Origin of the sequence: Curtobacterium sp. MCPF17_021 (assembly GCF_003234605.2) — a bacterium.
In the GTDB taxonomy this organism is placed as follows: domain Bacteria; phylum Actinomycetota; class Actinomycetes; order Actinomycetales; family Microbacteriaceae; genus Curtobacterium; species Curtobacterium flaccumfaciens.
The window spans coordinates 2468736-2489087 of the sequence record NZ_CP126252.1 but is presented as its reverse complement, the minus strand read 5'-3'; the positions used below and the strand labels follow the sequence as shown (position 1 = coordinate 2489087).

Here is a 20352-nt window from a genome sequence, read left to right as displayed (position 1 = left end):
CGGGGCGCGATGCCCGTGCGGGGGCGCGACGGCAGACCCCGCGCGCAACGACCCCGACCGAGCGGCAGCTACTTGCGCGTGACCCAGCGGGCGCGGAGCGACAGGCCCGCGTGCAGCACGACGCGCAGGGGCCAGAGCCACCACGCCCGGTACTTCCGCGACAGGAACCGGTAGGCGCTCCGGTGGTGCTCGATCTCCATCCGGCGCCGGTTGGACGACGTCGAGTGGGCTCCGGTGTGGGTGACGACCGCCGAGGGCACGTACACGTTCGCTCGACCCGACCGTCCGACGCGCTGCCCGAGGTCGACGTCCTCGAAGTACATGAAGTACGACTCGTCGAACCCGTCGAGCTCGCGGAAGAGCGACGTCCGGATGAGGAAGCACGCACCGGAGAGCCAGCCGGCCTCGCGCTCGACGACCTTCGTGGTGGACCAGTACCGCTGGCTCCACGGGTTCGCCGGCCAGAACCGCGAGAACGCCGCGTGGCCGAGGCCGGTCCGGAGCGAGGGGAGCTGCCGGGCGGACGGGTAGGTCTCGCCCTGGTCGTCGAGGATCCGGGGGCCGAACGATCCACCGGACGGCAACCGGTCCGCGGCGGCCACGAGTTCGTCGATCGAGCCCTCACCGAGCACGACGTCGGGGTTCGTGACGAGCAGGAACTCCGGGCGGACGTCCGGCAGCACGTCGTCGAGGGCGCTCAGTGCCGCGTCGATCCCGCCGCCGTAGCCGCGGTTGCCGCCGGAGGACACCACGACGGCGCCGTACGACTCACCGATCGCCCGGAGCGCGTCGATGTCGGCCGAGCCGTTGTCCGCGATGACGACGGCGACCGGGTCCTTCGAGGCACCGGCCACGCTCGCCAGGAACGGCCGGATGGTCTCGCCGGTGTTGTAGGTGACCGTCAGCACCGCGACCCGGATCACCGCGCACCCCCGGCGACGGACTCGTAGGCCTCGACGTGTACGGCTGCCGTGGCCTCCCAGGTGAACGAGGACGCCCGGGACACCGAGGCTGCACGGTGCGAGGCAACGAGCGCGGGATCGTCCAGCAGCGCCGTCATCGCGGACGCCAGCGCGGTCGCGTCGGGCTCGCTGTAGACGGCCGCGTCACCGCCGACCTCGGGCAGCGACAGCCGCCGGGTGGTCAGGACGCACGCGCCGGAGGCCATCGCCTCGACCACGGGCAGCCCGAAGCCCTCACCGAGGGACGGGTAGACGACGAACTCAGCACCGCCGAGGAACCCGGCGAGGTCCTCGAGGGGCAGGTAGCCGGCCTCGATGACGTGGTCGGTGGGCTGCAGGGCGTCGAGCCGCGCGATGGCCGCCTCGTCCCAGCCGCGGGCCCCGGACAGCACGAGCCACGGGGTCTCCGCACCCGGGTGACCGTCCGACCCTGCAGCCGCACGCGCGGCGCGCACCGAGGCGTACGCGTCGAGCAGCGCCGTGACGTTCTTCCGCGGTTCGATGGTGCCGAGGAACGCGATCCACGGGGCACCCTCGGGCAGGGTGGCGGCGATCCGGGCGTCCTCGACCGCGGCGACGTCGGGCTCGTGGAACACCGTGCGGTCGACGCCGAGCGGTGCGACCCGGACGTCGGCGCGGATGCCCCGCACGACCCGGGCGGCCTCGGTCGCGGTCGCGGCGCTCGGCACGATGACGACGGGTCGGGTGCGCAGGGACCGGCGGCTCCACCAGGTGAAGAAGGTGCGCTTCAGGCGCGAGTGCCACTCGGGGTTCGAGAAGAACGTGGCGTCGTGCAGCGTGACGACGGACCCGCCGCGCCAGCTGAACGGGAACGTGTAGTGCGGGGAGTGCAGCACCTGCGCCCCGAGCCGACGGCCGAGCGCCGGCAGCCCGGTCTGCTCCCACAGGAACCGGAGCGGCACCGAGTCGGTCCAGCCCGGCGCCGTGTGCACGGTCGCGTGCGGCGCGACGGCGGCGAAGTGCGGAGCGTGCACGGGGCGGACGACCAGGTGGACGTCGAGCGACGGGTCGGTCAGGTGGGACACGACCCCCTCGACGTAGCGTCCGACGCCGCCGAGCGCCTGCGGTACCGCGGTCCCGTCGACGAGGACGGTGAGCTGCGGCACGCGTGGTTCCTTCCGGGCGGGGACGTCGTGGCCGGGGCCGTCGACGGGGGAGTGTCCAGGATAGCCCGCTGCACTCATGCGCCCGGGTCCACGCTGCGGCGCGGGACGGACGCGCGCCGGGTCTCGCGCAGCCGGCGCGCGAGGTGGACCGGCAGGGTCCCCACGACGTCCGCGAACGCCGTCAGGACGAGCCGCGCCTCCCGGCGGGTGCGACCGGAGGCCAGCCCACGCAGACCGCGCACCAGGGTGCGGACGCTCGCCCGCACGACGGTCGGCCACGGAGCGTGCCAGAGCGCGACGACGATGCGGTTGCGCGCGTTCCGGAAGACGAACAGGTCGCTCTGCACGCCGGACGACGCCGAGTGGTCGTGCTCGACGACCGCCTCGGCCGCGTGCTCGACGCGCCATCCGCGGCGGTGCAGCCGCCAGGCGAGCTCGGTGTCCTCGTAGTACATGAACAGGGACTCGTCGAGCAGGCCGACGTCGTCCAGCGCCGTGCGCCGGAGCGCGGACGCGCCGCCGGAGAACCCGAAGACGTCGACGTCGGCGACCCGGTCGACGGGCGCGAACCAGTCGCGGTCCATCCCGTTGCCGTCGCGGTCGACGCGGACGCCGGTCGAGTTGAGCCGGACCTCGCCGTCCGCCGACGGCGTCCAGCGACGGCCGTCGTGGTCGCGCAGCACGCGCTGGCCGGGGGCGGGCTCCACCCCGGCCGGGAGGCCCGTCCAGCGTCCGGCGAGCACGATGCGGCCCGTCACCGCGGCGACCTCGGGCCCGGCGTGCGCCAGGTGGTCGCGGAGCGCCGCGACGAAGCCCGGTGCGGGCACGGCGTCGTTGTTCAGGAGCACGACGACGTCGGCGTCCGTGTGCCGGATGCCGGCGTTGGCACCGGCCGCGAAGCCGCCGTTGTCGCCGCGTGCGACGACGGTGGCGTCCGGCAGGGCACGGCGGAGCACCGCGACGGAGTCGTCGGACGACCCGTTGTCGACGACGATGACGTCGTCGGCCGTGCCCTCGTCGAGCACGGCGCGGACGGCCGCGGTGGTCAGGTCGGCGCGGTTCCAGTTGACGACGACGACCGCGGTGCGGAGCGTGCCGTCGGTCCGGGGCGCGGAGTCACCACGGGGCGTGCCGTCGGCGCTGGTCCCGGTGTCGCCGTCGTCCGGGGTCAGTCGAGCTCCTCGATCGAGGGTTCGGCGTAGACCGTGCCCACGGCGTGCTCGAACCCGGGGACCTCGAACGAGTCGCACTCCGGCATGTCGTGCAGGTGGCGCCCGGCCGAGTCCATCATCGACACGTTGATGAAGTACTTGCCGGTGCCGAACGCGGTGTCGGCGATCCGCAGGCGGAGCTTCCGGCGACCGTGCAGCGGCTGCAGTTCGAGGCCCATGATGCCGGTGGTGGTGCCGTAGACGACCTGGCCGCCGGCGTTGTTGATCTGGACCGCGGCCTCCCAGTCGGCGATGCCGTCCAGGTGCTCGAACTCCATGTCCACGACGAGGTCGTCGCCCGGCATGACCTCGGCGCGGGGCTCCTTGCCGTCGACGCGCACGCTCGCGCCGATGACCTTGCCCCGGCCGACGGCGACGTCGGTGCTGAGCTCGCCCTGACGGCGTTCCTCGAGCACCTCGCGGAACATGCTCACGGCCTGGACGGGGTCACCGTCGTGCAGCACCTTGCCCTTGTTGAGCAGGACGACGCGGTCGCACATCTCCTGCACCTGGCTGAGGGAGTGCGTGACGATGATGATCGTCTTGCCGGCCTCCTGGAAGGTGCGGATGCGGTCAAGGCACTTGCGCTGGAAGGCCTCGTCACCGACGGCCAGGACCTCGTCGACGAGCAGGACGTCGGGGTCGGTGTGCACGGCGACGGCGAACGCGAGCCGCACGTACATGCCCGATGAGTAGAACTTCACCTGGGTGTCGATGAAGTCCCCGATGCCCGAGAACGCCAGGATGTCGTCGAACTTCTCGTCGGTCTGCTTGCGGCTCAGGCCGAGCAGGCTCGCGTTGAGGTAGACGTTCTCGCGGCCGGACAGGTCGGGGTGGAACCCGGCGCCGAGCTCGAGCAGGGCGGCGAGGCGACCGCGGCGGGACACCGTGCCGGAGGTCGGCTGGATGATGCCGCCGATGGCCTTGAGCAGGGTCGACTTGCCGGAGCCGTTCTGGCCGATGAGCCCGACGGTCGAGCCGGCCTGGATCGACACCGTGACGTCGTCGAGGGCCCAGAAGTCCTGGCGGTGCTTCCTCCCGGCGCGGCCGAGCGTGACGATGCGCTCGCGCAGGGTGTTGTCCTTGCGGACCGTGAAGCGCTTGCGGACGTGGTCGATGACGATGACGTCGGGACGCTCGGCGGTCTCGCCGGCGGTCGACGGGGCGACGGGGGTGCTGATGGCCATGGTCTAGAGCTCCTGCGCGAAGTTGCCCTGCAGGCGGGAGAAGATCCGCTGCGCACCGATGAGGCAGAGGAGGCCGATCACGAACGCGATCCCCAGCCGGAGCATCAGGTGGTCCGGGTACGTGACGTCCGCCGGGTCGTGCAGCCAGATCGCGTTCTGCAGGCCGAGCACCGACAGGGTCAGCGGGTTGTTCGTGTAGAGGGTGAGGAGCCAGTCGGCGTTCACGGTGGCGACCACCCGCGAGTACGAGTAGACGATCGGTGAGGCCCAGAGCAGGACCATCAGGCCGACGTCGATGACGAACTGCACGTCGCGCAGGTACACGTTGAGCGCGGACAGCACCAGGCCGATGGCCGCGCCGTACACCAGGATCACCGCGAGCGAGGGGATCAGGTAGACCAGACCCTCGTGCCACGGGAAGACGCCGATGACGACGGTCGCCGCCAGGAGGATCGCGAACTGGATGGTGAAGTTCACCAGGGCCGCGCCCACACTGGCGAGCGGGAAGACCTCGCGCGGGACGTAGACCTTCTTGATCAGCCCGGAGTTGCCGACGATCGAGCCGGTCGACCCGGCGACGATCTCGCTGAAGAGCGTGTAGGCGGTCAGGCCGGTGAAGACGTAGATCGCGAAGTTGTCGATGCCGTTGGCGGCGCCGAGGACCTTGCCGATGACGAAGTAGTAGATGAGCAACTGGGTCAGCGGGCGCACGAGCGTCCACACGAACCCGAGTGCCGAGTCCTTGTACCGGGCCTTCAGGTCACGCCGGACGAGCATGCCGAGCATCTCGCGCTGCCGGAAGACGTCGCGCAGCTCACGGAAGGTCCCGCGGAAGGCGCTCGTCGGAGCGCCGATCACGACGAGGGGTTCCTTCGCGAGCGCGGTCATGCGGGCTTGGTCGACCATACGTCTCTTCGTTCGTGGGGGCAGGACCGGAACAGCATACTCACCGGGCCCGCGGGACGGGGTTGGGCGACGGTCGTCGTGCACCCCGAGTGGGGGTGATTCCGGCCGATCCAACCCTCAACCTTCACTTTCGAGTTACCGTTGTTGCAACCCGGACCCTTGTCAACATCCACAGGACGGCCCGTCAGCATGCTCCTCGCATCCAGGCCGATCGCTGCGTTCGCGGTGGTCGGTGCACTCAGTCTCCTCTTGGCCGGTTGTTCCGGTGGTGGCGACGACGCCACCCCGTCGCCGTCCGCGTCCGTCTCGCGCACCCCGAGTGCGACCCCGACGGACGACGACTCGGCGACCTCGGTCCCCACCGACGCGGCCTCGACGCCGACCGACGGTGGGTCCGACGACGGTGACGGCGACGACGCCGGCGCCTCCGACGACGACACCCCCGGTGCGTTCCCGGGCAGCGGCGCGACGAACCAGCCGGACACCGACCCGTCGGAGTACCCGGCCACGTCCGTCGTCACGTTCGCCGGCTGGGACACCGGCTCGAAGACCCTCCAGGCCGGTGGCCTGGTCTCCGGTACGACCGACACGAGCGGGAAGTGCACCTTCACCGCGACGAAGGACGGCGTCACGCGCACCGCCACGAGCACCGCACAGGCGAGTGCCTCGTCGGTGAACTGCGCGCAGGTGTCGTTCCCCGCGGCGAAGGTGTCGAGCGGCACCTGGTCCGTCACCCTGACCTACGCCGTCGGCTCCGCGTCGACGACGTCCGACCCCCTGACCGCCGAGGTCCCGTGATGCGCACCCCCCGCACCCCCCGCACCACCCGTTCCCCCCGTTCCCCCCGAGGAGCCCGCTCCCGTCGTTCCCTCCGGAGCTCCCTCGCCCTGGTGGCGGCCTTCGCCGTCGCGGTGAGCGGCCTGACCTTCGGCACGGTGCTGGCGGAGCAGACGACGACCCAGTCGGCGTCGGCCGCGGTCGCCTCGGACTTCGACCCGGGCAACATCATCAGCGACGCGAACTTCTACAACGGCTCGGCGATGAACGCCGCCGCCGTGCAGTCGTTCCTGACGAGCGTCGCGCCGAACTGCCGGAAGTCGTCGAGCGGCCCCGCCTGCCTCAAGGACTTCTCGCAGAAGATGAGCTCGATCGGCGCCGTCTCCGGCCGGTGCAGCGCGATCGCCGGCGGCACCAAGTCGGCCGCGACGATGATCGCCCAGGTCGGTGCCGCGTGCGGCATCAGCCAGAAGGTGCTCCTCGTGCTCCTGCAGAAGGAGCAGGGCATCGTCACGACGTCCTCGCCGACGTCCTACATGTACCTGCACGCCACCGGCTTCGCGTGCCCGGACACCGCCCCGTGCGACCCGGCGTACTTCGGCTTCGGCCAGCAGGTCTACGCAGCGGCCCTGCAGTTCAAGCGGTACCAGGCGTCGCCGACCTCGTGGGCGTACCAGGCGGGCCGGACGAACTCGATCCTGCTCAACCCGAACGCGGCCTGCGGTCGGAAGTCCGTCTACATCCAGAACCAGGCCACCGCGAGCCTGTACATCTACACCCCGTACACCCCGAACGCCGCGGCCATGTCGAACCTCTACGGTTCCGGTGACAGCTGCTCCGCCTACGGCAACCGCAACTTCTGGCGCATGTACACCGACTGGTTCGGTGCTGCGGCCGGCGGCGGCAACCCCTACGGCGACGTCGACTCCGTGACCGCGACCTCCACCTCGTCGATCACGGTCACCGGCTGGGCGGCCGACCCGGACACCACCAACGCCCTGCGCGTCGCGTTCTACGTCGACGGCACCGGCGCGAAGACCGTCACGGCGGACACGACCCGGAGCGACCTGGCCGGCACCCTCGGCGCGAACAACACCCGGCACGGGTTCTCGGCCGAACTGACCGGGCTGAGCCTCGGCAAGCACTCCGTCTGCAGCTACGCCATCAACCAGGGTCGCGGGGCGAACACCCTGCTCGGCTGCTACACCCGCACCATCACGAGCGCGGCGCCCAAGGGCGTCCTCGACTCGGTGACCGGCGGCGTCGGCACGATCTCGGCCACCGGCTGGGTCCTCGACCCCGACTCGTCCAAGCCCGGCTCGTGGAAGATCCTCGTCGACGGCGTGAGCAAGGCGACGGGCACGGCGGACAAGACCCGCACCGACGTGGCGAAGGTCTACCCGGGCGTCGGCAGCACCCTCGGCTTCTCGAAGACGATCGGCGGCATCAGCGCGGGCTCGCGCGCCGTGACGCTGTACGTGATGGACAAGCCCGGCACGAAGTACGTGAAGGTCGCGTCGAAGTCGGTCGTCGTGGACGCCCCGACCACCGGCAAGACCGGCAAGACCGGTGCCGTGCGCGGCTCGTACGACTCCGTCACCGGCGGCGTCGGCACGGCCACCGTGCGGGGCTGGGCGATCGACCCGGACGTGTGGGACCCGGTCAAGTTCAAGATCCACGTCGACGGGGTGAGCACGAACAGCGGGGTCGCGGACGCCACGCGCACCGACGTCGAGGCGACGCACCCGACGTGGGGCTCCGATGTCGGCCTGACGCTCCGGCTCACCGGCCTGAAGGCGGGCAAGCACACCGTGCGCGTCTACTTCCAGGACCTGCAGGGCGGCAAGTACGTCAGCTTCGGCACCAAGTCCGTGACCGTGACCGCCGCGTCGACCGCCGAACCCGACGCGTCGGGGACGACCGGCAAGACGGGCAAGACCGGTTCGCTCAAGGGTGCGTTCGAGTCCGTGGTCGGTGGCGTGAACAGCGCCACGGTGCGCGGCTGGGCGATCGACCCCGACGTCTGGGACCCCGTCGCCTACAAGATCCACGTCGACGGTGTCGCCATTGCCCCCGGGACCGCGAACGCGAAGCGGACCGACGTCGAGGCCGTGCACCCCGCGTGGGGCTCCGACGTCGGCCTCTCGCTGAAGATCCCCGGGCTGACCGCCGGCACGCACAGCGTGCGCGTGTACTTCCGGGAGCTGCCGAGCGGCACGTACAAGAGCTTCGGCACGAAGAGCGTGACGGTCACCGACCCGCCGACCACCGGCAAGACGGGCAAGACCGGCTCGGTCAAGGGCCTGTACGAGTCCGTCACCGGCGGCACGGGCACCATCACCGTGGCCGGCTGGGCGATCGACCCGGACGTCTGGGACCCGGTCAAGTACAAGATCCACCTGGACGGCGTGGCCGTCTCGCCCGGAACGGTCAACGCGACCCGCACCGACGTGCAGGCCGCGCACCCGGACTGGGGTTCGGACGTCGGGCTGTCGCGGAAGCTCACCGGGGTGAAGAAGGGCACGCACACCGTGCGCGTCTACTTCCAGGACCTGCCGAGCGGCACCTACAAGAGCTTCGGCACGAAGACCGTCACGGTGCAGTAGACAGTCACCGTGCAGTAGACGGTCGCCACACGACGGACGGGAGGCCCGGTACCAGCTGGTACCGGGCCTCCCGTCCGTCTCCGGTCGCGTCGACCGCCGTCAGCGGCGCACGCGCCGCGCCATCAGGCCCACGCCGTGCAGCAGCCGGTACTCGGGGGAGCGCGTGAGGCCCTCGAAGCGGGCCGCGATCTGGTCGCGCTCCGCCTCGGCCAGGCGGCGGGCGGTGTCGTACGCGCCGACCTTCTGCTCCGACTCGACCAGGCGCGCGTTGATGTCGTGCACGCCGGCCAGGTGGACGTCGCGGTCGTGCTCGGTCTGCCGGAGCGTCTCGCGCTGGGCGGTGGCCCACCGCAGGAACGCGCCACGCTCGCCGCTCCGGCCCGAGGCGGCGGAGACGGCGGCATCGAGCGACGGACCGACCTGTTCGGCGCGGCTGCGGAACGAGTGTCGCTCGACCACGACGGCGCGGAGCCGGGCGACCAGGGCGGTGCGCTCGTCGCGGGGCATCGCGAGCACGCGCTCGAGCGAGTCGGCGTCGTCGAACACCGGCACGTCGGACAGGCCGAGTTCGTCGAGCCCGAGCGCGCAGTCGGTGACGGGCAGCGCCCCGGACGCGAGCGATTCGTACAGGCGGGAGTTCAGGGTGCCGTACTCGGCGGCCGGCTCGATGACGTCGTCGACGACGAAACCGGCGGCGCGGTAGACCTCGGGCAGGGCGAAGTAGGGCACGGCGGGGCGGAGTTCGACGCCCGCGGAGGCCTCGACGTGGTCGACGTTCGCGGCGAACCAGACGATCGGTTCGGCCGGGGCGACCTCGGCCAGGACGTCCTGCACCCGGCGGCGGACGCCCCAGAAGTTGACGGTGGTCACGGCGCGGTCCGTGCGCTCGCGCGGTGCGGGGGCGTCGGTCGTGAACAGCTCGGTGTCGACGCCGATCGGCACCACCTCGACGGGGCCGGAGTACGCCGCCGCGATCGCGTCGCGGGCGATCCCGGACGAGGTCCAGACCGCGTCGAACTCGTCAAGGTACGGCAGGGCTGCCCACTTGGCGGTCCAGTTCCGCACCCACGCCACCAGGGCGGTGCCGGCGGGGACGTACCCGGGCACGAAGGACTCGATCATGCTGACCACGACGGCGGTGTCGGCGGGGAGCTCCTCGCCCCAGCGTTCGAGCGGCCACATCGCGACGCCCCAGCCCTCGGCCCGGAGCGCCCGCGCCAGCCCGAGCGCGACGAACAGGTCGCCCTTGCCCTCGGCCGGGTCGGCGGTCGACACCGCGAAGCGGATCGTGCCGCGGGGGCCCTCGGCGTGCTCGTCGGCCGCGAGGGCCGCGTAGTCCTCGCGGAGGGGAGAGGACATGGGGGTGCTCGGGATCACTGCGGTCACGCACGCCATTCTGCACGAATCCGCAGCGGCGGCAGGGAGTCCCTGGGCGCGCCTTGTAGGGTGTCATCGGCCCGCGGCACCCCGTCGGCCGACCCATCGACCCGCGCCCGGTGCGCGGCAGCTGCTGGAGGAACTCGCGTGACAGAGCGCAAGCCGGGAGTCGTGTCCGTCATCCTCGTGAACTACAAGGGCACGGACGACACCCTGACGAGCATCGCGGAACTCCGCAAGCAGGACTGGCCGCAGGACAAGCTCGAGGTGATCGTCGTCGAGAACGGTTCGGGCCCCGAGCACCTCGGACGTCTGAAGGCCTCGAGCCTCGACTTCACCCTGATCGACGCGGGTGCGAACCTCGGGTTCACCGGGGGGTGCAACCTCGGCGTCGAGAAGTCCTCCGGCGAGGTCGTGGCGTTCCTCAACAACGACGCCCGCCCGGACACCGGTTGGGTGCGCGAGGCGATGGCCACCTTCGCCTCCGGTGCCGACATCGGCGCCGTCGCCTCGAAGGTCCTCGACTGGGAAGGCGTCAACGTCGACTTCACCGAGGCCGCGATGACCTGGTACGGCATGGGCTACAAGCCCTTCGCCGGGTCGCCGGACACCGGCCGGTGGGAGAGCGAGACCGACGTCCTGTTCGGCACCGGCGCCGCGATGTTCATCCGCGCCGAGCTCTTCGAGCAGCTCGACGGCTTCGACGACCGCTACTTCATGTTCTACGAGGACGTCGACCTCGGCTGGCGGCTCAACCTGCTCGGCTGGCGCTTCCGGTACCAGCCGAAGTCGGTCGCGTTCCACAAGCACCACGCGTCGATGAACAAGTTCGGCGACTTCCGCGAGACCTACCTGCTCGAGCGGAACGCACTGTTCACGCTCTACAAGAACCTCGGTGACGAGCAGCTCGCCGCGGCACTGCCCGGTTCCCTGGCACTCGCCGTCCGCCGTGCCGTGGGCCGTGGGGAGCTCGACTCCACCGAGCTCGACCTGCGCAACCCCGGCGACGACAGTGTCCCGACGATCCCGGTGCCGAAGACGAGCATGGCGGGCATCTACGGCGTCGACCAGTTCGTCGAGCAGCTGCCGTCGATGACCGAGTCCCGCCGCCAGATCCAGGCGACCCGCGTCCGGTCCGACCGTGAGCTCCTCCGCCTGTTCGGCAACCGCGACGAGCCCGCGTACCCGATCGAGAACTACCTGGCCGGCTACGACAAGATCGTGCACTCCCTCGGCGTGCTCGAGGTCGGCACTCGTCGCCGCGTCCTCATCATCACGGGCGACTCGATCGGCGCGAAGATGGCCGGTCCGGCGATCCGTGCCACCCAGATGGCCAAGCAGCTGGCGTCCGAGCACGACGTCCGCGTGGTCAGCCTGACCCGTTCGTCGCCGATCGACCCGTCGTACGAGGTCGTCACGGTCCCGCACCGTCACCCGCGCCAGATGGTCGAGCACGAGGGCTGGGCCGACGTCATCATCGTGCAGGGCCACGCGCTCCGGCTGTTCCCGGTGCTCGAGTCGACCAGCAAGATCCTGGTCGTCGACGTCTACGACCCGCTGCACCTCGAGCAGCTCGAACAGGGCCGCAGCGACGACGTCGACAAGTGGAACCGCCAGATCCTCGACGCCTCGGACACGCTGAACCACCAGCTCGAGCTCGGCGACTACTTCATCTGCGCCTCCGAGCGCCAGCGGATGTTCTGGCTCGGGCAGCTCGCCGGCTCCGGCCGTGTGAACGCCCGCACGTACTCGCGCGACGCCGACCTGCGCTCGCTCATCGGCGTCGTGCCGTTCGGCCTGTCCTCGACGCCGCCGGTCCACGACCAGCAGCGCGTCAAGGGCGTCGTGCCGGGCATCGGCAAGAACGACAAGCTCGTCGTCTGGGGTGGTGGGATCTACGACTGGTTCGACCCGATCACCCTGGTCCGCTCGATCGCCCAGCTCGCCGAGCGCCGCCCGTCGGTGAAGCTCTTCTTCATGGGCGTGCAGCACCCGAACCCCGACGTCCCCGAGATGGACATCGTCGCGAAGGTCCGCGCCGAGGCCGACGCCCTCGGTCTCACCGGGAAGCACGTGTTCTTCAACGACCAGTGGATCCCGTACGAGGAGCGCGGCGCGTACCTGCTCGAGGCCGACGCCGGCGTCTCGACGCACTACGAGCACCTCGAGACCACCTTCTCGTTCCGCACCCGCATCCTCGACTACCTGTGGGCACGTCTGCCGATCGTCACGACGGCCGGCGACTCGTTCGGCGACCTCGTCGCAGAAGAGAAGCTCGGCATCGCGGTGCACGAGCAGGACATCGACGGCCTGGCCACCGCGCTCGAGACGGCGCTCTTCGACAAGAAGGCCCGCACCGAGTTCATCGGCAACGTCGACCGCGTGCGCGAGCAGTTCACGTGGGAGAACGTCCTGGCCCCGCTCGTCGAGTTCTGCCGGAACCCGATCCGCGCTGCGGACAAGTCGGTGCGCGACACCGCGTCGTCGATCGAGCCGCACAAGATGCGCGTGCGCGTTCCGGAGCGCAAGAAGCTCTCCGGCGTCCGCTACGACCTCGGCCGTGCCGTGCACTACCTGCGCACCGAGGGTCCCCGGAGCGTCGCCGGCAAGGTGAAGCGGCGCCTGAACCGGTGACCCCGGGGGAGACCACCGCCCTCGTCATCGTCCCGACGTACGACGAGGCCGAGAACATCCGTGCGATCACCGCCGCCGTGCTGGCGGCGGTACCCGGTGCCCACGTGCTCGTCGTCGACGACGGCAGCCCGGACGGCACCGGGGACATCGTGCGGTCCCTGGCGGCCGCGGACGACCGGGTGCACCTGCTGCAGCGCTCCGGCAAGCTCGGGCTCGGCACGGCGTACGTCGCCGGCTTCCGGTGGGGCCTGGAGCGCGGGTACCCGCTGCTGGTCGAGATGGACGCCGACGGCTCGCACCCGGCCGACCGGTTGCCGGCCCTGGTCGACGCCGTGACCGCGTCCGACGACGTCCTGCTCGCCATCGGGTCCCGCTGGGTCCCCGGTGGGTCGGTCGTCGACTGGCCGCTCCGGCGCCAGGCGCTCAGCCGCGGGGCCAACACCTACGCCCGCCTGGTGCTCGGGCTCGACGTGCGGGACATCACCGCCGGCTACCGCGTGTACCGCTCGTCGGCCATCGCGCGGATGGACCTCGGGTCGGTGGATTCGAAGGGGTACTGCTTCCAGGTCGACATGACGCTGCGCGTGGACGCCCTCGGTGGCCGCATCGTCGAGGTGCCCATCCGCTTCCGTGACCGCGTGCACGGCGTCTCCAAGATGAGCCGGTCCATCGTCCTCGAGGCCATGCTCCGCGTCACCCAGTGGGGCGTGCAGCGCCGCCTCGGTCGACGCACGCGCCCGTAGGGCGCTCGCTCGCTCGCTTCGTGAGCAGGAACGGTCGGGTCGCCTCCGCAGAAGCGACCTTTCCTGCTCACGATGCGCGGGCCCGGAACGCTGGGCGTGACGGCCTGGAGGCGCGGTGCGGGGCCGCAACGGGCCTCCCGTCCGGCGGTGGGTCGCGCCGCACCGCCGCTTCGTGAGCAGCAACGGTCGGGTCGCCTCCGCAGAGGCGACCGTTCCTGCTCACGAAGCGCCTCGGCGCGCAGCGCCCGCGCTAGACGCGCGGCAGGTGCCGGCGCCACGAGCGGCGCCGCGCGGCGATCACGAGGACCGTCACGAAGAACATCAGGCCCGCGCCGTGCAGCAGGTAGCTCTCCGCCGTGCTGGTGACGGCGAGCAGCACGAGCACGGCGGCCGGCCACACGTACGCCACCCCGGGGAACGTCGTCGCCGTCACCCAGGCACGCGCGAACGCGAGCAACGCGGTGATGCCCAGGATGAGCGTGCCCGCGAACCCGATCTGCAGCCAGGCGTCCACGAAGGCGTTCAGGCCCGAGGTGAACCGGACGCCGGAGGGGTCGATGAGCGTGACGTAGGGCACGACGGGCTCGGTCGGCCACGTGCCCACCCAGCCCCAGCCCTGGATCGGGTAGCGCTCCACCAGGACCCGGATCTGCGACCACAGGTCCGTCCGGGTGGCCGTGCCGCCGGCCGCCCCGATCTCGGCGAGCAGACGGTGCCGGGCGAGCACCCCGACGGCGAGCGTCAGCAGGACGACCGCACCGAGGACGCCGTTGACCACCGGTCTGGTCGCCGGTCGTGCGTGCCGGAGTGACCAGAGCGCCAGCGCGGTGACGGCGAGCGCGATCATCGCGAGCCCGGTGATGGGGGACTGCACGAGCATCAGGGCGATGACGGCGAGCGAGGTCGAGGCGATCGCGCGCCAGACAGTGACCGACCGGGTGAGGAACTCGACCACGAAGGTGACCAGGGCCATCGCGGCGATGAAGCCCATGAAGTTGCGGGTGCCACCGATTCCCTGGATCGGGCCGCCGTACGCGATGTCACCGCGGATGCCGAACGCCGGGAACGGGACGTCGAGGACCAGGCCGGACAGGACCTCGAGTCCGAGGGCCGTCACGAGCAGGATCCGGAAGGCGTCGCCCGAGGCCCGGATCACCTGCACCAGGTCGCGGCCGAGGGCCAGGTACAGCCCGAGGCCGATGAAGCACACGGTCTGCACCAGTCCGCGGAGCGCCACCCAGGAGTACTCGCTCCAGAGCACGCTCAACGCGCAGTAGCCGACGAAGGCCAGCAGCGAGAGGGGGAGGACCCCGTGCCACTCGATCCGGTAGCGCTGGCCGAGCAGGCTCAGCCCCGCGAGCACGAACAGCGTCACGAGCACCGCCCAGGTCCCCGCCCGGCCGACCAGGGCCTCGACGGTGGGCTGCCCGAACCCGAACAGCACGATGACCGTCGCGAGCGCCTGGCTGAACCGTCCACCGGCCGAGAAGCCGATCCAGGCGGAGAGGTACCGGCGCCCGAGCACCTGTCTGCTCACCCGGCCGTCCGTCACGCGTCCATCTTGGCGCACGACCTTGTGACGAGCACACCGGATCGCGGTGTGGCTGTATCGACGATGCGCGATGACCGAACTATCCTCACCGGATGGACCTCGCGCGCAGGGTCGCCGGCGTCCCCCTCGTCGCGGTCGTCGTCGGCCTGCTCACGACCGCCCTGGCCTGGTACCGGCTCGGCCCGGTGCCGCGGAACACCGTCTGGGCCGAGGACGGCGGCGTGTTCCTGCGCGAACGGATCGCGATGGGGCCCGTCGACACCCTGCTGCACCCCTACGCCGGGTACGTGCACCTGCTGCCGCGCCTCATCGTCGACCTCGGGTACGCGCTGCCGCCCGAGCGGTACGCGCAGGTGGTGGCGCTCGCTGCGTGCTCGGTCGTCGGCGGGGTCTGCGCCCTGGTGTTCGTGCTGTCCCGCGACGTCGTCCGCCCGTGGCCGTTGCGGCTGGTGCTCGCCGCCGTCCCCGTCGTCCTGCCGCTCGCCCCGTACGAGATCAGCGGCAACGCGGCGAACCTGCACTGGTTCCTGCTCGTCCTGGTGCCGTGGGTCTTCGCGTGGCGTGCTCGGTCGTGGTGGGCGGCCGGGGCACTCGCCGTGGTCGCGGGTGCGGCCGTGCTCACGGAACCGCTCACCGCGCTGTTCGCGCCCCTGCTGCTCCTCGCCTGGACGCCGCGTGGACGTGCGCCCGGACCGGCCGGCCGGTGGACCGCGCTGCCGGTCACGCTCGTCGTGGTCGTCGCCCTGGCGGTGCAGGGCGTGACGACCCTGACGAGTCCGCGCGCCCTCGCCACGGGGTCGCCGGCGGCGCGCGACGTGCTCGCGGGGTACCTGCTGCGTCCCGTGGCGGGTGCCTGGGACCCGGACCTCGGTGCTGTGCTGACGGCGGTGGTCGAGCACGGCTGGGCGGTGGTCGTGGTGCCCGCAGCCCTGCTGCTCGTCGTCCTGGTGGCGGCCGTCGTGGTCGGGCCGGCCCGCACCCGGTGGATGGTCGCAGCCCTCGCCGTCGGCTCCGTCGCGGTGTGGTGGGTGGCCCTGCTCGCCAACGGCGGTGACGGTCTCCGCTGGTCGGCGCCGGTCGCCGCGATGGCCGCCGTGCCGCCGCAGCGCTACGCCGCGGCCGCCGGCCTGCTGCTGGTGAGCGCCGCGGTGGTCGCCGCCGCCACGCTCGTGGACGCCCGCAGCTGGTCGCGTGCTGCCGGACGGACGGGAGGCCCTGGTCACCTCGTCGGCGCGCTGGCCGGTTGGAGCGTGGTCACCGCCGTCGTCGCGTCGGCGGTCCTGCACGTCGCGCCGACGGACACGCGGCGGAGCGACGGGCCGGTGTGGGCGGGGCAGCTGCCGGCGGCGGTGGCGGCGTGCGACGCCGACCCGACGCTCGAGGTCGCCCGGGTGAAGTCGAACCCGTGGTCGTCCCCGGTGTCGTGCTCGTGGCTGTCGCGCTGAGGGAGCGTGCGGGTCAGCGCGTGCCGGCCCAGCGGAACTCGCGCTTGGCGGGCGGCGTGCGCGGACCGTCGCCGGTGGACACCGGTTCCTCGCCGGTCAGCACGATGCGCGTCTTGATGGCGAGCAGGGCGAAGAGCACCCAGTTCCCCTGGTAGAGCAGGCGGGACTCGGCGACGGACTGCACGAGCAGGGCGACGACGACCAGGAGCGGCAGGAGCGACACCGGGTCGAACGACCGCGGACGCAGCGCGGCGTCGTACCCGATGCGGGTCGCGCAGGCCCACGAGCGGGACAGCGTCGTGACCACGTAGATCGCGAAGAGCACCAGGCCGATGATGCCGGTCTGCATCCAGACGTCCAGGTAGGCGTCGTGGGCCTGCAGGTACGTGACGCCCTTGCGCTGCGCCAGGTCGGCGAGCGTCGGGATGCCCGGCCACCAGTACCCGATCCAGCCCCAGCCGCCCACGGGGTGCTGGTCGATCAGGCCGAGCACCTTGGCCCAGATCTCCCCGCGCCCGGTGGCGTCCGAGCCCTTGCCGAGCAGCTCGGACACCGGGCCGCGCAGCACGAACGCGGCGACGGCGGCGACGACGGCACCCACGGCCAGCAACAGGTAGCGCGGGGTGCGGCGCTCGGTCGGGACACGGCGTATCCAGACGGCGGCCAGTGCGACCACGGCGACCACGAGTGCGGCGGCGATGACCGTCGACGAGCGGGTGAGGACGAAACCGAGTGCCGCGACGACGAGCCAGCCGATCGCCTGGTTCCGGCGGATCCGACCCTCGGCGAACTGCACAGCGACCACGATCGCGACCAGCAGGGCCACCATCGCGAGCAGGTTGGCGTTGCCGGGCAGCCCCTGGATCCGGCCCCCGGTGAAGAGCTCGGCGCGCGAGAAGTAGAAGGCGTCGGGGACGTCGCGGTCGCCGTAGTCCGTCCAGATCGGGGCGATCGGGTGCCGGACGAACACCGCGACGGCGGCCTCGAACAGGAGCGAGAGCATGAGGACCCAGCGGAGCGCGAGGCTCAGGGCGTCGGTGATCCGGCGCCACGTCAGGGTCGAGGCGATCGTGAACGCGACGGCCGCGCAGATCACCTGCACGGTCAGGCTCGAGATCGTCGCGAAGCGCCAGTGCGACCAGACCAGGGTCACCAGGCACCAGCCGAGGAACGCCCAGAGCGCCCAGGGGGTGCGGACGAGCGGTGGCTTCGCCCGGACCAGGATCGTGATGCCCCACGCCGCGACGAGGGCCCAGAGGACGCCGGCCCCGACCCAGGTCAGGGTGTTCGGGACGGCGTCGCCCGCGAACAGCACGAACAGCGTCGTCGCCCCGAAGGCGAACGCCTCGCGCTCCGGTACGGTCCCGCGCGCCAGCGGCCAGGTGTTCGTCACGACGCCAGGCTACCGGCCGGTCGCCGTTCGCAGGACTCCACCGGCAGCGCCGGTAGGCTCTGGCCCATGTTCCTCGGCATCACGAACACCCCCCGCGACTACGCCTGGGGCTCGGTCACCGCGATCCCGGAGCTCCTCGGCCGCACCGTCACGGGTGCCCCGCAGGCGGAGCTCTGGCTCGGCGCCCACGCCGGCAGCCCCAGTGTCATCGTCAACCCGGCCATGGTCGGCGGGGCCGACACGCTCCGCGACTGGATCGCCGACGAGCCGGAGACCGCACTCGGTCCGGACCGCACCGGCCTGCTCTTCCTGCTCAAGGTGCTCGCGGCTGCGGCACCGCTCTCGCTGCAGGCGCACCCGACCCCGGAGCAGGCGGAAGCGGGGTTCGCCCGCGAGGAGCGCGAGGGGATCCCGCTCGACGACCCGGCCCGCAACTACAAGGACCCGTTCCCGAAGCCCGAGCTCGTCGTCGCGCTGAGCGAGCGGTTCGAGGCGCTGAGCGGCTTCCGCCCGGTCGAGGAGACCCTGGCCGAGGTCCGCGTGCTCGACGCCGGCACCGGACGCCTCGGTCCGCTCGAGGTGCACCTGCTGCACGGGCTCGAGGACACCGTCCGCTGGCTCGAGACCGCCGACGAGTCCGCGCTCGCCGTGGTGCAGGCCGCGAGCGACCTGGCCGTCTCGCTCGACGACGACCTGCTCACCCCGAACACCGCGACCGTCCGCGACCTGGCGACCAGCTGGCCCGGCGACCCCGGCATCGTCGTGTCCCTGCTCATGCACCGGGTGACGCTCACCGCGGGGCAGGCCATGTACCTGCCCGCCGGCAACATCCACGCGTACCTCGACGGGCTCGGCATCGAGCTGATGGCGCCGTCGGACAACGTGCTGCGCGGCGGGCTCACGCCGAAGCACGTCGACGTGCCGGAGCTCCTGCGGGTGCTCGACTTCACCGCGTACCCGGCACCGGTCCTCGAGCCCGAGCGCCTCGCCCCGGGCGTCGACCGGTTCGCGCCGGACGGCGTCGGCTTCGCGCTGCTGCGGGTGGACGGCGACGGTCGCCCGGTGGGACTGAGCACCGGCGGGGTCGCCCCGCTCGTGGGGCCGTCGATCGCGATCTGCACCGAGGGCGTCGTCACGCTCGTCGGCGCGCAGTCGGCGACCCTGCTCCGCAAGGGCGAGTCGTGCTTCATCACCCCGGACGAGGGCGACGTGACAGTCGAGGCGGACTCCTCCGACGGCATCACGTCGACCGTGTTCATCGCCACCGGCGCCTAGGGGCGCGGACCGGCACCGGGACCGGCGCGGGGCCGCACGCCGTGGCGTGGACCCGCACACCGCCACCGGGGCGTCGCCGACGTCCGCTAGCGTGGCGACCATGAGTTGGCTGGTCACCGGCGGTGCCGGGTACATCGGGTCCCACGTCGTCCGAGCACTGCGCTCGGCCGGCATCGACACGGTCGCGTTCGACGATCTGTCGAGCGGTTTCCGCGCGTTCGTCCCGGACGACGTGCCGTTCGTCGAGGGCACGATCCTCGACGGCGAGCTCGTCGCACGCACGCTGCGCGAGCACGAGGTCACCGGCGTGGTCCACGTCGCGGGGTTCAAGTACGCCGGCGTCTCGGTCGAGCGCCCGCTGCACACCTACGAGCAGAACGTCACCGGCATGGCGACCCTGCTGCGCGCGATGGCCGAGACCGGCGTCACCAAGGCGGTCTTCTCGTCCAGCGCGGCGGTCTACGGCACGCCGGACGTCGAGACCGTGGTCGAGTCCACCCCGAAGAACCCGGAGTCGCCGTACGGCGAGTCGAAGCTCATCGGCGAGTGGCTGCTGCGCGACATGGAGGTCGCCGCGGGCTTCACCACCACGTCGCTCCGGTACTTCAACGTCGTCGGTTCCGGGGAGCCCGACCTGTACGACGCCAGCCCGCACAACCTGTTCCCGCTGGTCTTCGACGCGCTGCTCGCCGGCCGGACCCCGCGGATCAACGGCGACGACTACGCCACCCCGGACGGCACCTGCGTCCGCGACTACGTGCACGTGGCCGACCTGGCGCACTCGCACGCGGTGGCCGCGCGGAAGCTCGAGGCCGGGGAGCCGCTCGAGCGTGCCTACAACCTCGGCAGCGGCGACGGCGTGAGCGTCCGGCAGATCATGGACGCGATGGCGGCGGGCACCGGGATCGCCTTCGACCCCGAGATCGCACCGCGGCGCCCCGGCGACCCGGCCCGCATCGTCGCGACCGGCGAAGCCGCCGCCCGTGACCTCGAGTGGGCCATGCGGCACTCCCTGGACGAGATGGTGTCGAGCGCCTGGGAGGCCCGTCGCAGCGCCTCCTGAGCGCCTGAGGACGAGTCAGTTGTCCCCCGGAAGGCCCACCCGAGCGGTGCGACACGCCCAAACGGGGGACATGACACGCTGGAGCGGTCAGTGC

The 20352-nt window shown here is 71.8% G+C and carries 15 protein-coding genes; 7 read left to right on the top strand and 8 right to left on the bottom strand.

Features of this window, described 5'->3' with window-relative positions; genetic code table 11:
* Positions 1-68 precede the first annotated feature (68 nt).
* The 5 genes from DEJ29_RS11645 to DEJ29_RS11625 form a co-directional block, all read right to left on the bottom strand.
* A complete protein-coding gene (locus DEJ29_RS11645) occupies positions 69-923 on the bottom strand; it encodes a glycosyltransferase family 2 protein (RefSeq protein WP_071406439.1) in 855 nt (284 codons plus the stop codon).
* Positions 920-2089 (bottom strand): glycosyltransferase family 4 protein, encoded by a 1170-nt coding sequence (locus DEJ29_RS11640; protein WP_220037348.1) that lies wholly within the window; start codon positions 2087-2089, stop codon positions 920-922. Before DEJ29_RS11640 ends, DEJ29_RS11645 begins: the two co-directional genes overlap by 4 nt.
* A 74-nt stretch (positions 2090-2163) precedes the next feature.
* Complete coding sequence (locus DEJ29_RS11635) at positions 2164-3339, bottom strand: glycosyltransferase family 2 protein (RefSeq protein WP_220037349.1); 1176 nt, start codon at positions 3337-3339, stop codon at positions 2164-2166.
* The gene (locus DEJ29_RS11630; protein ID WP_111095394.1) at positions 3258-4487 is read right to left on the bottom strand and encodes an ABC transporter ATP-binding protein; all 1230 of its coding nucleotides are present in this window, start codon (positions 4485-4487) and stop codon (positions 3258-3260) included. Before DEJ29_RS11630 ends, DEJ29_RS11635 begins: the two co-directional genes overlap by 82 nt.
* Before the next feature lie 3 nt (positions 4488-4490).
* The gene (locus tag DEJ29_RS11625) at positions 4491-5393 is read right to left on the bottom strand and encodes an ABC transporter permease (protein ID WP_111022341.1); all 903 of its coding nucleotides are present in this window, start codon (positions 5391-5393) and stop codon (positions 4491-4493) included.
* Between the two features lie 189 nt (positions 5394-5582).
* Here DEJ29_RS11625 and DEJ29_RS11620 point away from each other — a divergent pair, with 189 nt between their 5' ends.
* Both DEJ29_RS11620 and DEJ29_RS11615 read left to right on the top strand, forming a co-directional pair.
* Positions 5583-6191: a hypothetical protein gene (locus DEJ29_RS11620; protein ID WP_111038004.1), complete on the top strand. Its 609-nt coding sequence runs from the start codon at positions 5583-5585 to the stop codon at positions 6189-6191.
* Positions 6192-6283: 92 nt separating this feature from the next.
* A complete protein-coding gene (locus tag DEJ29_RS11615; RefSeq protein ID WP_111095527.1) occupies positions 6284-8776 on the top strand; it encodes a hypothetical protein in 2493 nt (830 codons plus the stop codon).
* Positions 8777-8875: 99 nt separating this feature from the next.
* Here the strand turns inward: DEJ29_RS11615 and DEJ29_RS11610 are convergent, their stop codons facing one another.
* Entirely contained in the window at positions 8876-10162 is a 1287-nt protein-coding gene (locus tag DEJ29_RS11610; RefSeq protein WP_181438245.1) for a glycosyltransferase family protein, read from the bottom strand.
* 138 nt (positions 10163-10300) lie between these two features.
* Here DEJ29_RS11610 and DEJ29_RS11605 point away from each other — a divergent pair, with 138 nt between their 5' ends.
* Positions 10301-12787, top strand: coding sequence for a glycosyltransferase (locus DEJ29_RS11605; protein WP_071405761.1), 2487 nt, complete (start codon positions 10301-10303; stop codon positions 12785-12787).
* Complete coding sequence (locus DEJ29_RS11600) at positions 12784-13530, top strand: polyprenol monophosphomannose synthase (protein WP_111031898.1); 747 nt, start codon at positions 12784-12786, stop codon at positions 13528-13530. The genes DEJ29_RS11605 and DEJ29_RS11600 overlap by 4 nt, the downstream gene beginning before the upstream one ends.
* A gap of 250 nt (positions 13531-13780) precedes the next feature.
* Here DEJ29_RS11600 and DEJ29_RS11595 read toward each other — a convergent pair whose 3' ends face one another.
* Positions 13781-15067 (bottom strand): O-antigen ligase family protein, encoded by a 1287-nt coding sequence (locus DEJ29_RS11595; protein ID WP_146248371.1) that lies wholly within the window; start codon positions 15065-15067, stop codon positions 13781-13783.
* 107 nt (positions 15068-15174) lie between these two features.
* Between DEJ29_RS11595 and DEJ29_RS11590 the strand changes: the two genes are divergently transcribed.
* Complete coding sequence (locus tag DEJ29_RS11590) at positions 15175-16527, top strand: hypothetical protein (protein ID WP_111095530.1); 1353 nt, start codon at positions 15175-15177, stop codon at positions 16525-16527.
* A 13-nt stretch (positions 16528-16540) separates the two neighbouring features.
* Here the strand turns inward: DEJ29_RS11590 and DEJ29_RS11585 are convergent, their stop codons facing one another.
* Positions 16541-17920: an O-antigen ligase family protein gene (locus DEJ29_RS11585; protein WP_111095531.1), complete on the bottom strand. Its 1380-nt coding sequence runs from the start codon at positions 17918-17920 to the stop codon at positions 16541-16543.
* Between the two features lie 66 nt (positions 17921-17986).
* On the opposite strand from DEJ29_RS11585, the gene manA reads away from it, so the two are divergent.
* Together manA and galE are read left to right on the top strand one after the other, a co-directional pair.
* Complete coding sequence (manA, locus tag DEJ29_RS11580; protein ID WP_111095532.1) at positions 17987-19195, top strand: mannose-6-phosphate isomerase, class I; 1209 nt, start codon at positions 17987-17989, stop codon at positions 19193-19195.
* Positions 19196-19295: 100 nt separating this feature from the next.
* Complete coding sequence (gene galE / locus DEJ29_RS11575) at positions 19296-20258, top strand: UDP-glucose 4-epimerase GalE (RefSeq protein WP_110861386.1); 963 nt, start codon at positions 19296-19298, stop codon at positions 20256-20258.
* Positions 20259-20352 lie beyond the last annotated feature (94 nt).

What these genes read in the sequence shown, in the direction of transcription:
- DEJ29_RS11625 (WP_111022341.1), bottom strand. Translation starts at nt 5,393, where the DNA reads ATGGTCGACCAAGCCCGCATGACCGCGCTCGCGAAGGAACCCCTCGTC.
- DEJ29_RS11630 (WP_111095394.1), bottom strand. Translation starts at nt 4,487, where the DNA reads ATGGCCATCAGCACCCCCGTCGCCCCGTCGACCGCCGGCGAGACCGCC.
- manA (WP_111095532.1), top strand. Translation starts at nt 17,987, where the DNA reads ATGTTCCTCGGCATCACGAACACCCCCCGCGACTACGCCTGGGGCTCG.
- DEJ29_RS11590 (WP_111095530.1), top strand. Translation starts at nt 15,175, where the DNA reads ATGGACCTCGCGCGCAGGGTCGCCGGCGTCCCCCTCGTCGCGGTCGTC.
- DEJ29_RS11620 (WP_111038004.1), top strand. Translation starts at nt 5,583, where the DNA reads ATGCTCCTCGCATCCAGGCCGATCGCTGCGTTCGCGGTGGTCGGTGCA.
- galE (WP_110861386.1), top strand. Translation starts at nt 19,296, where the DNA reads ATGAGTTGGCTGGTCACCGGCGGTGCCGGGTACATCGGGTCCCACGTC.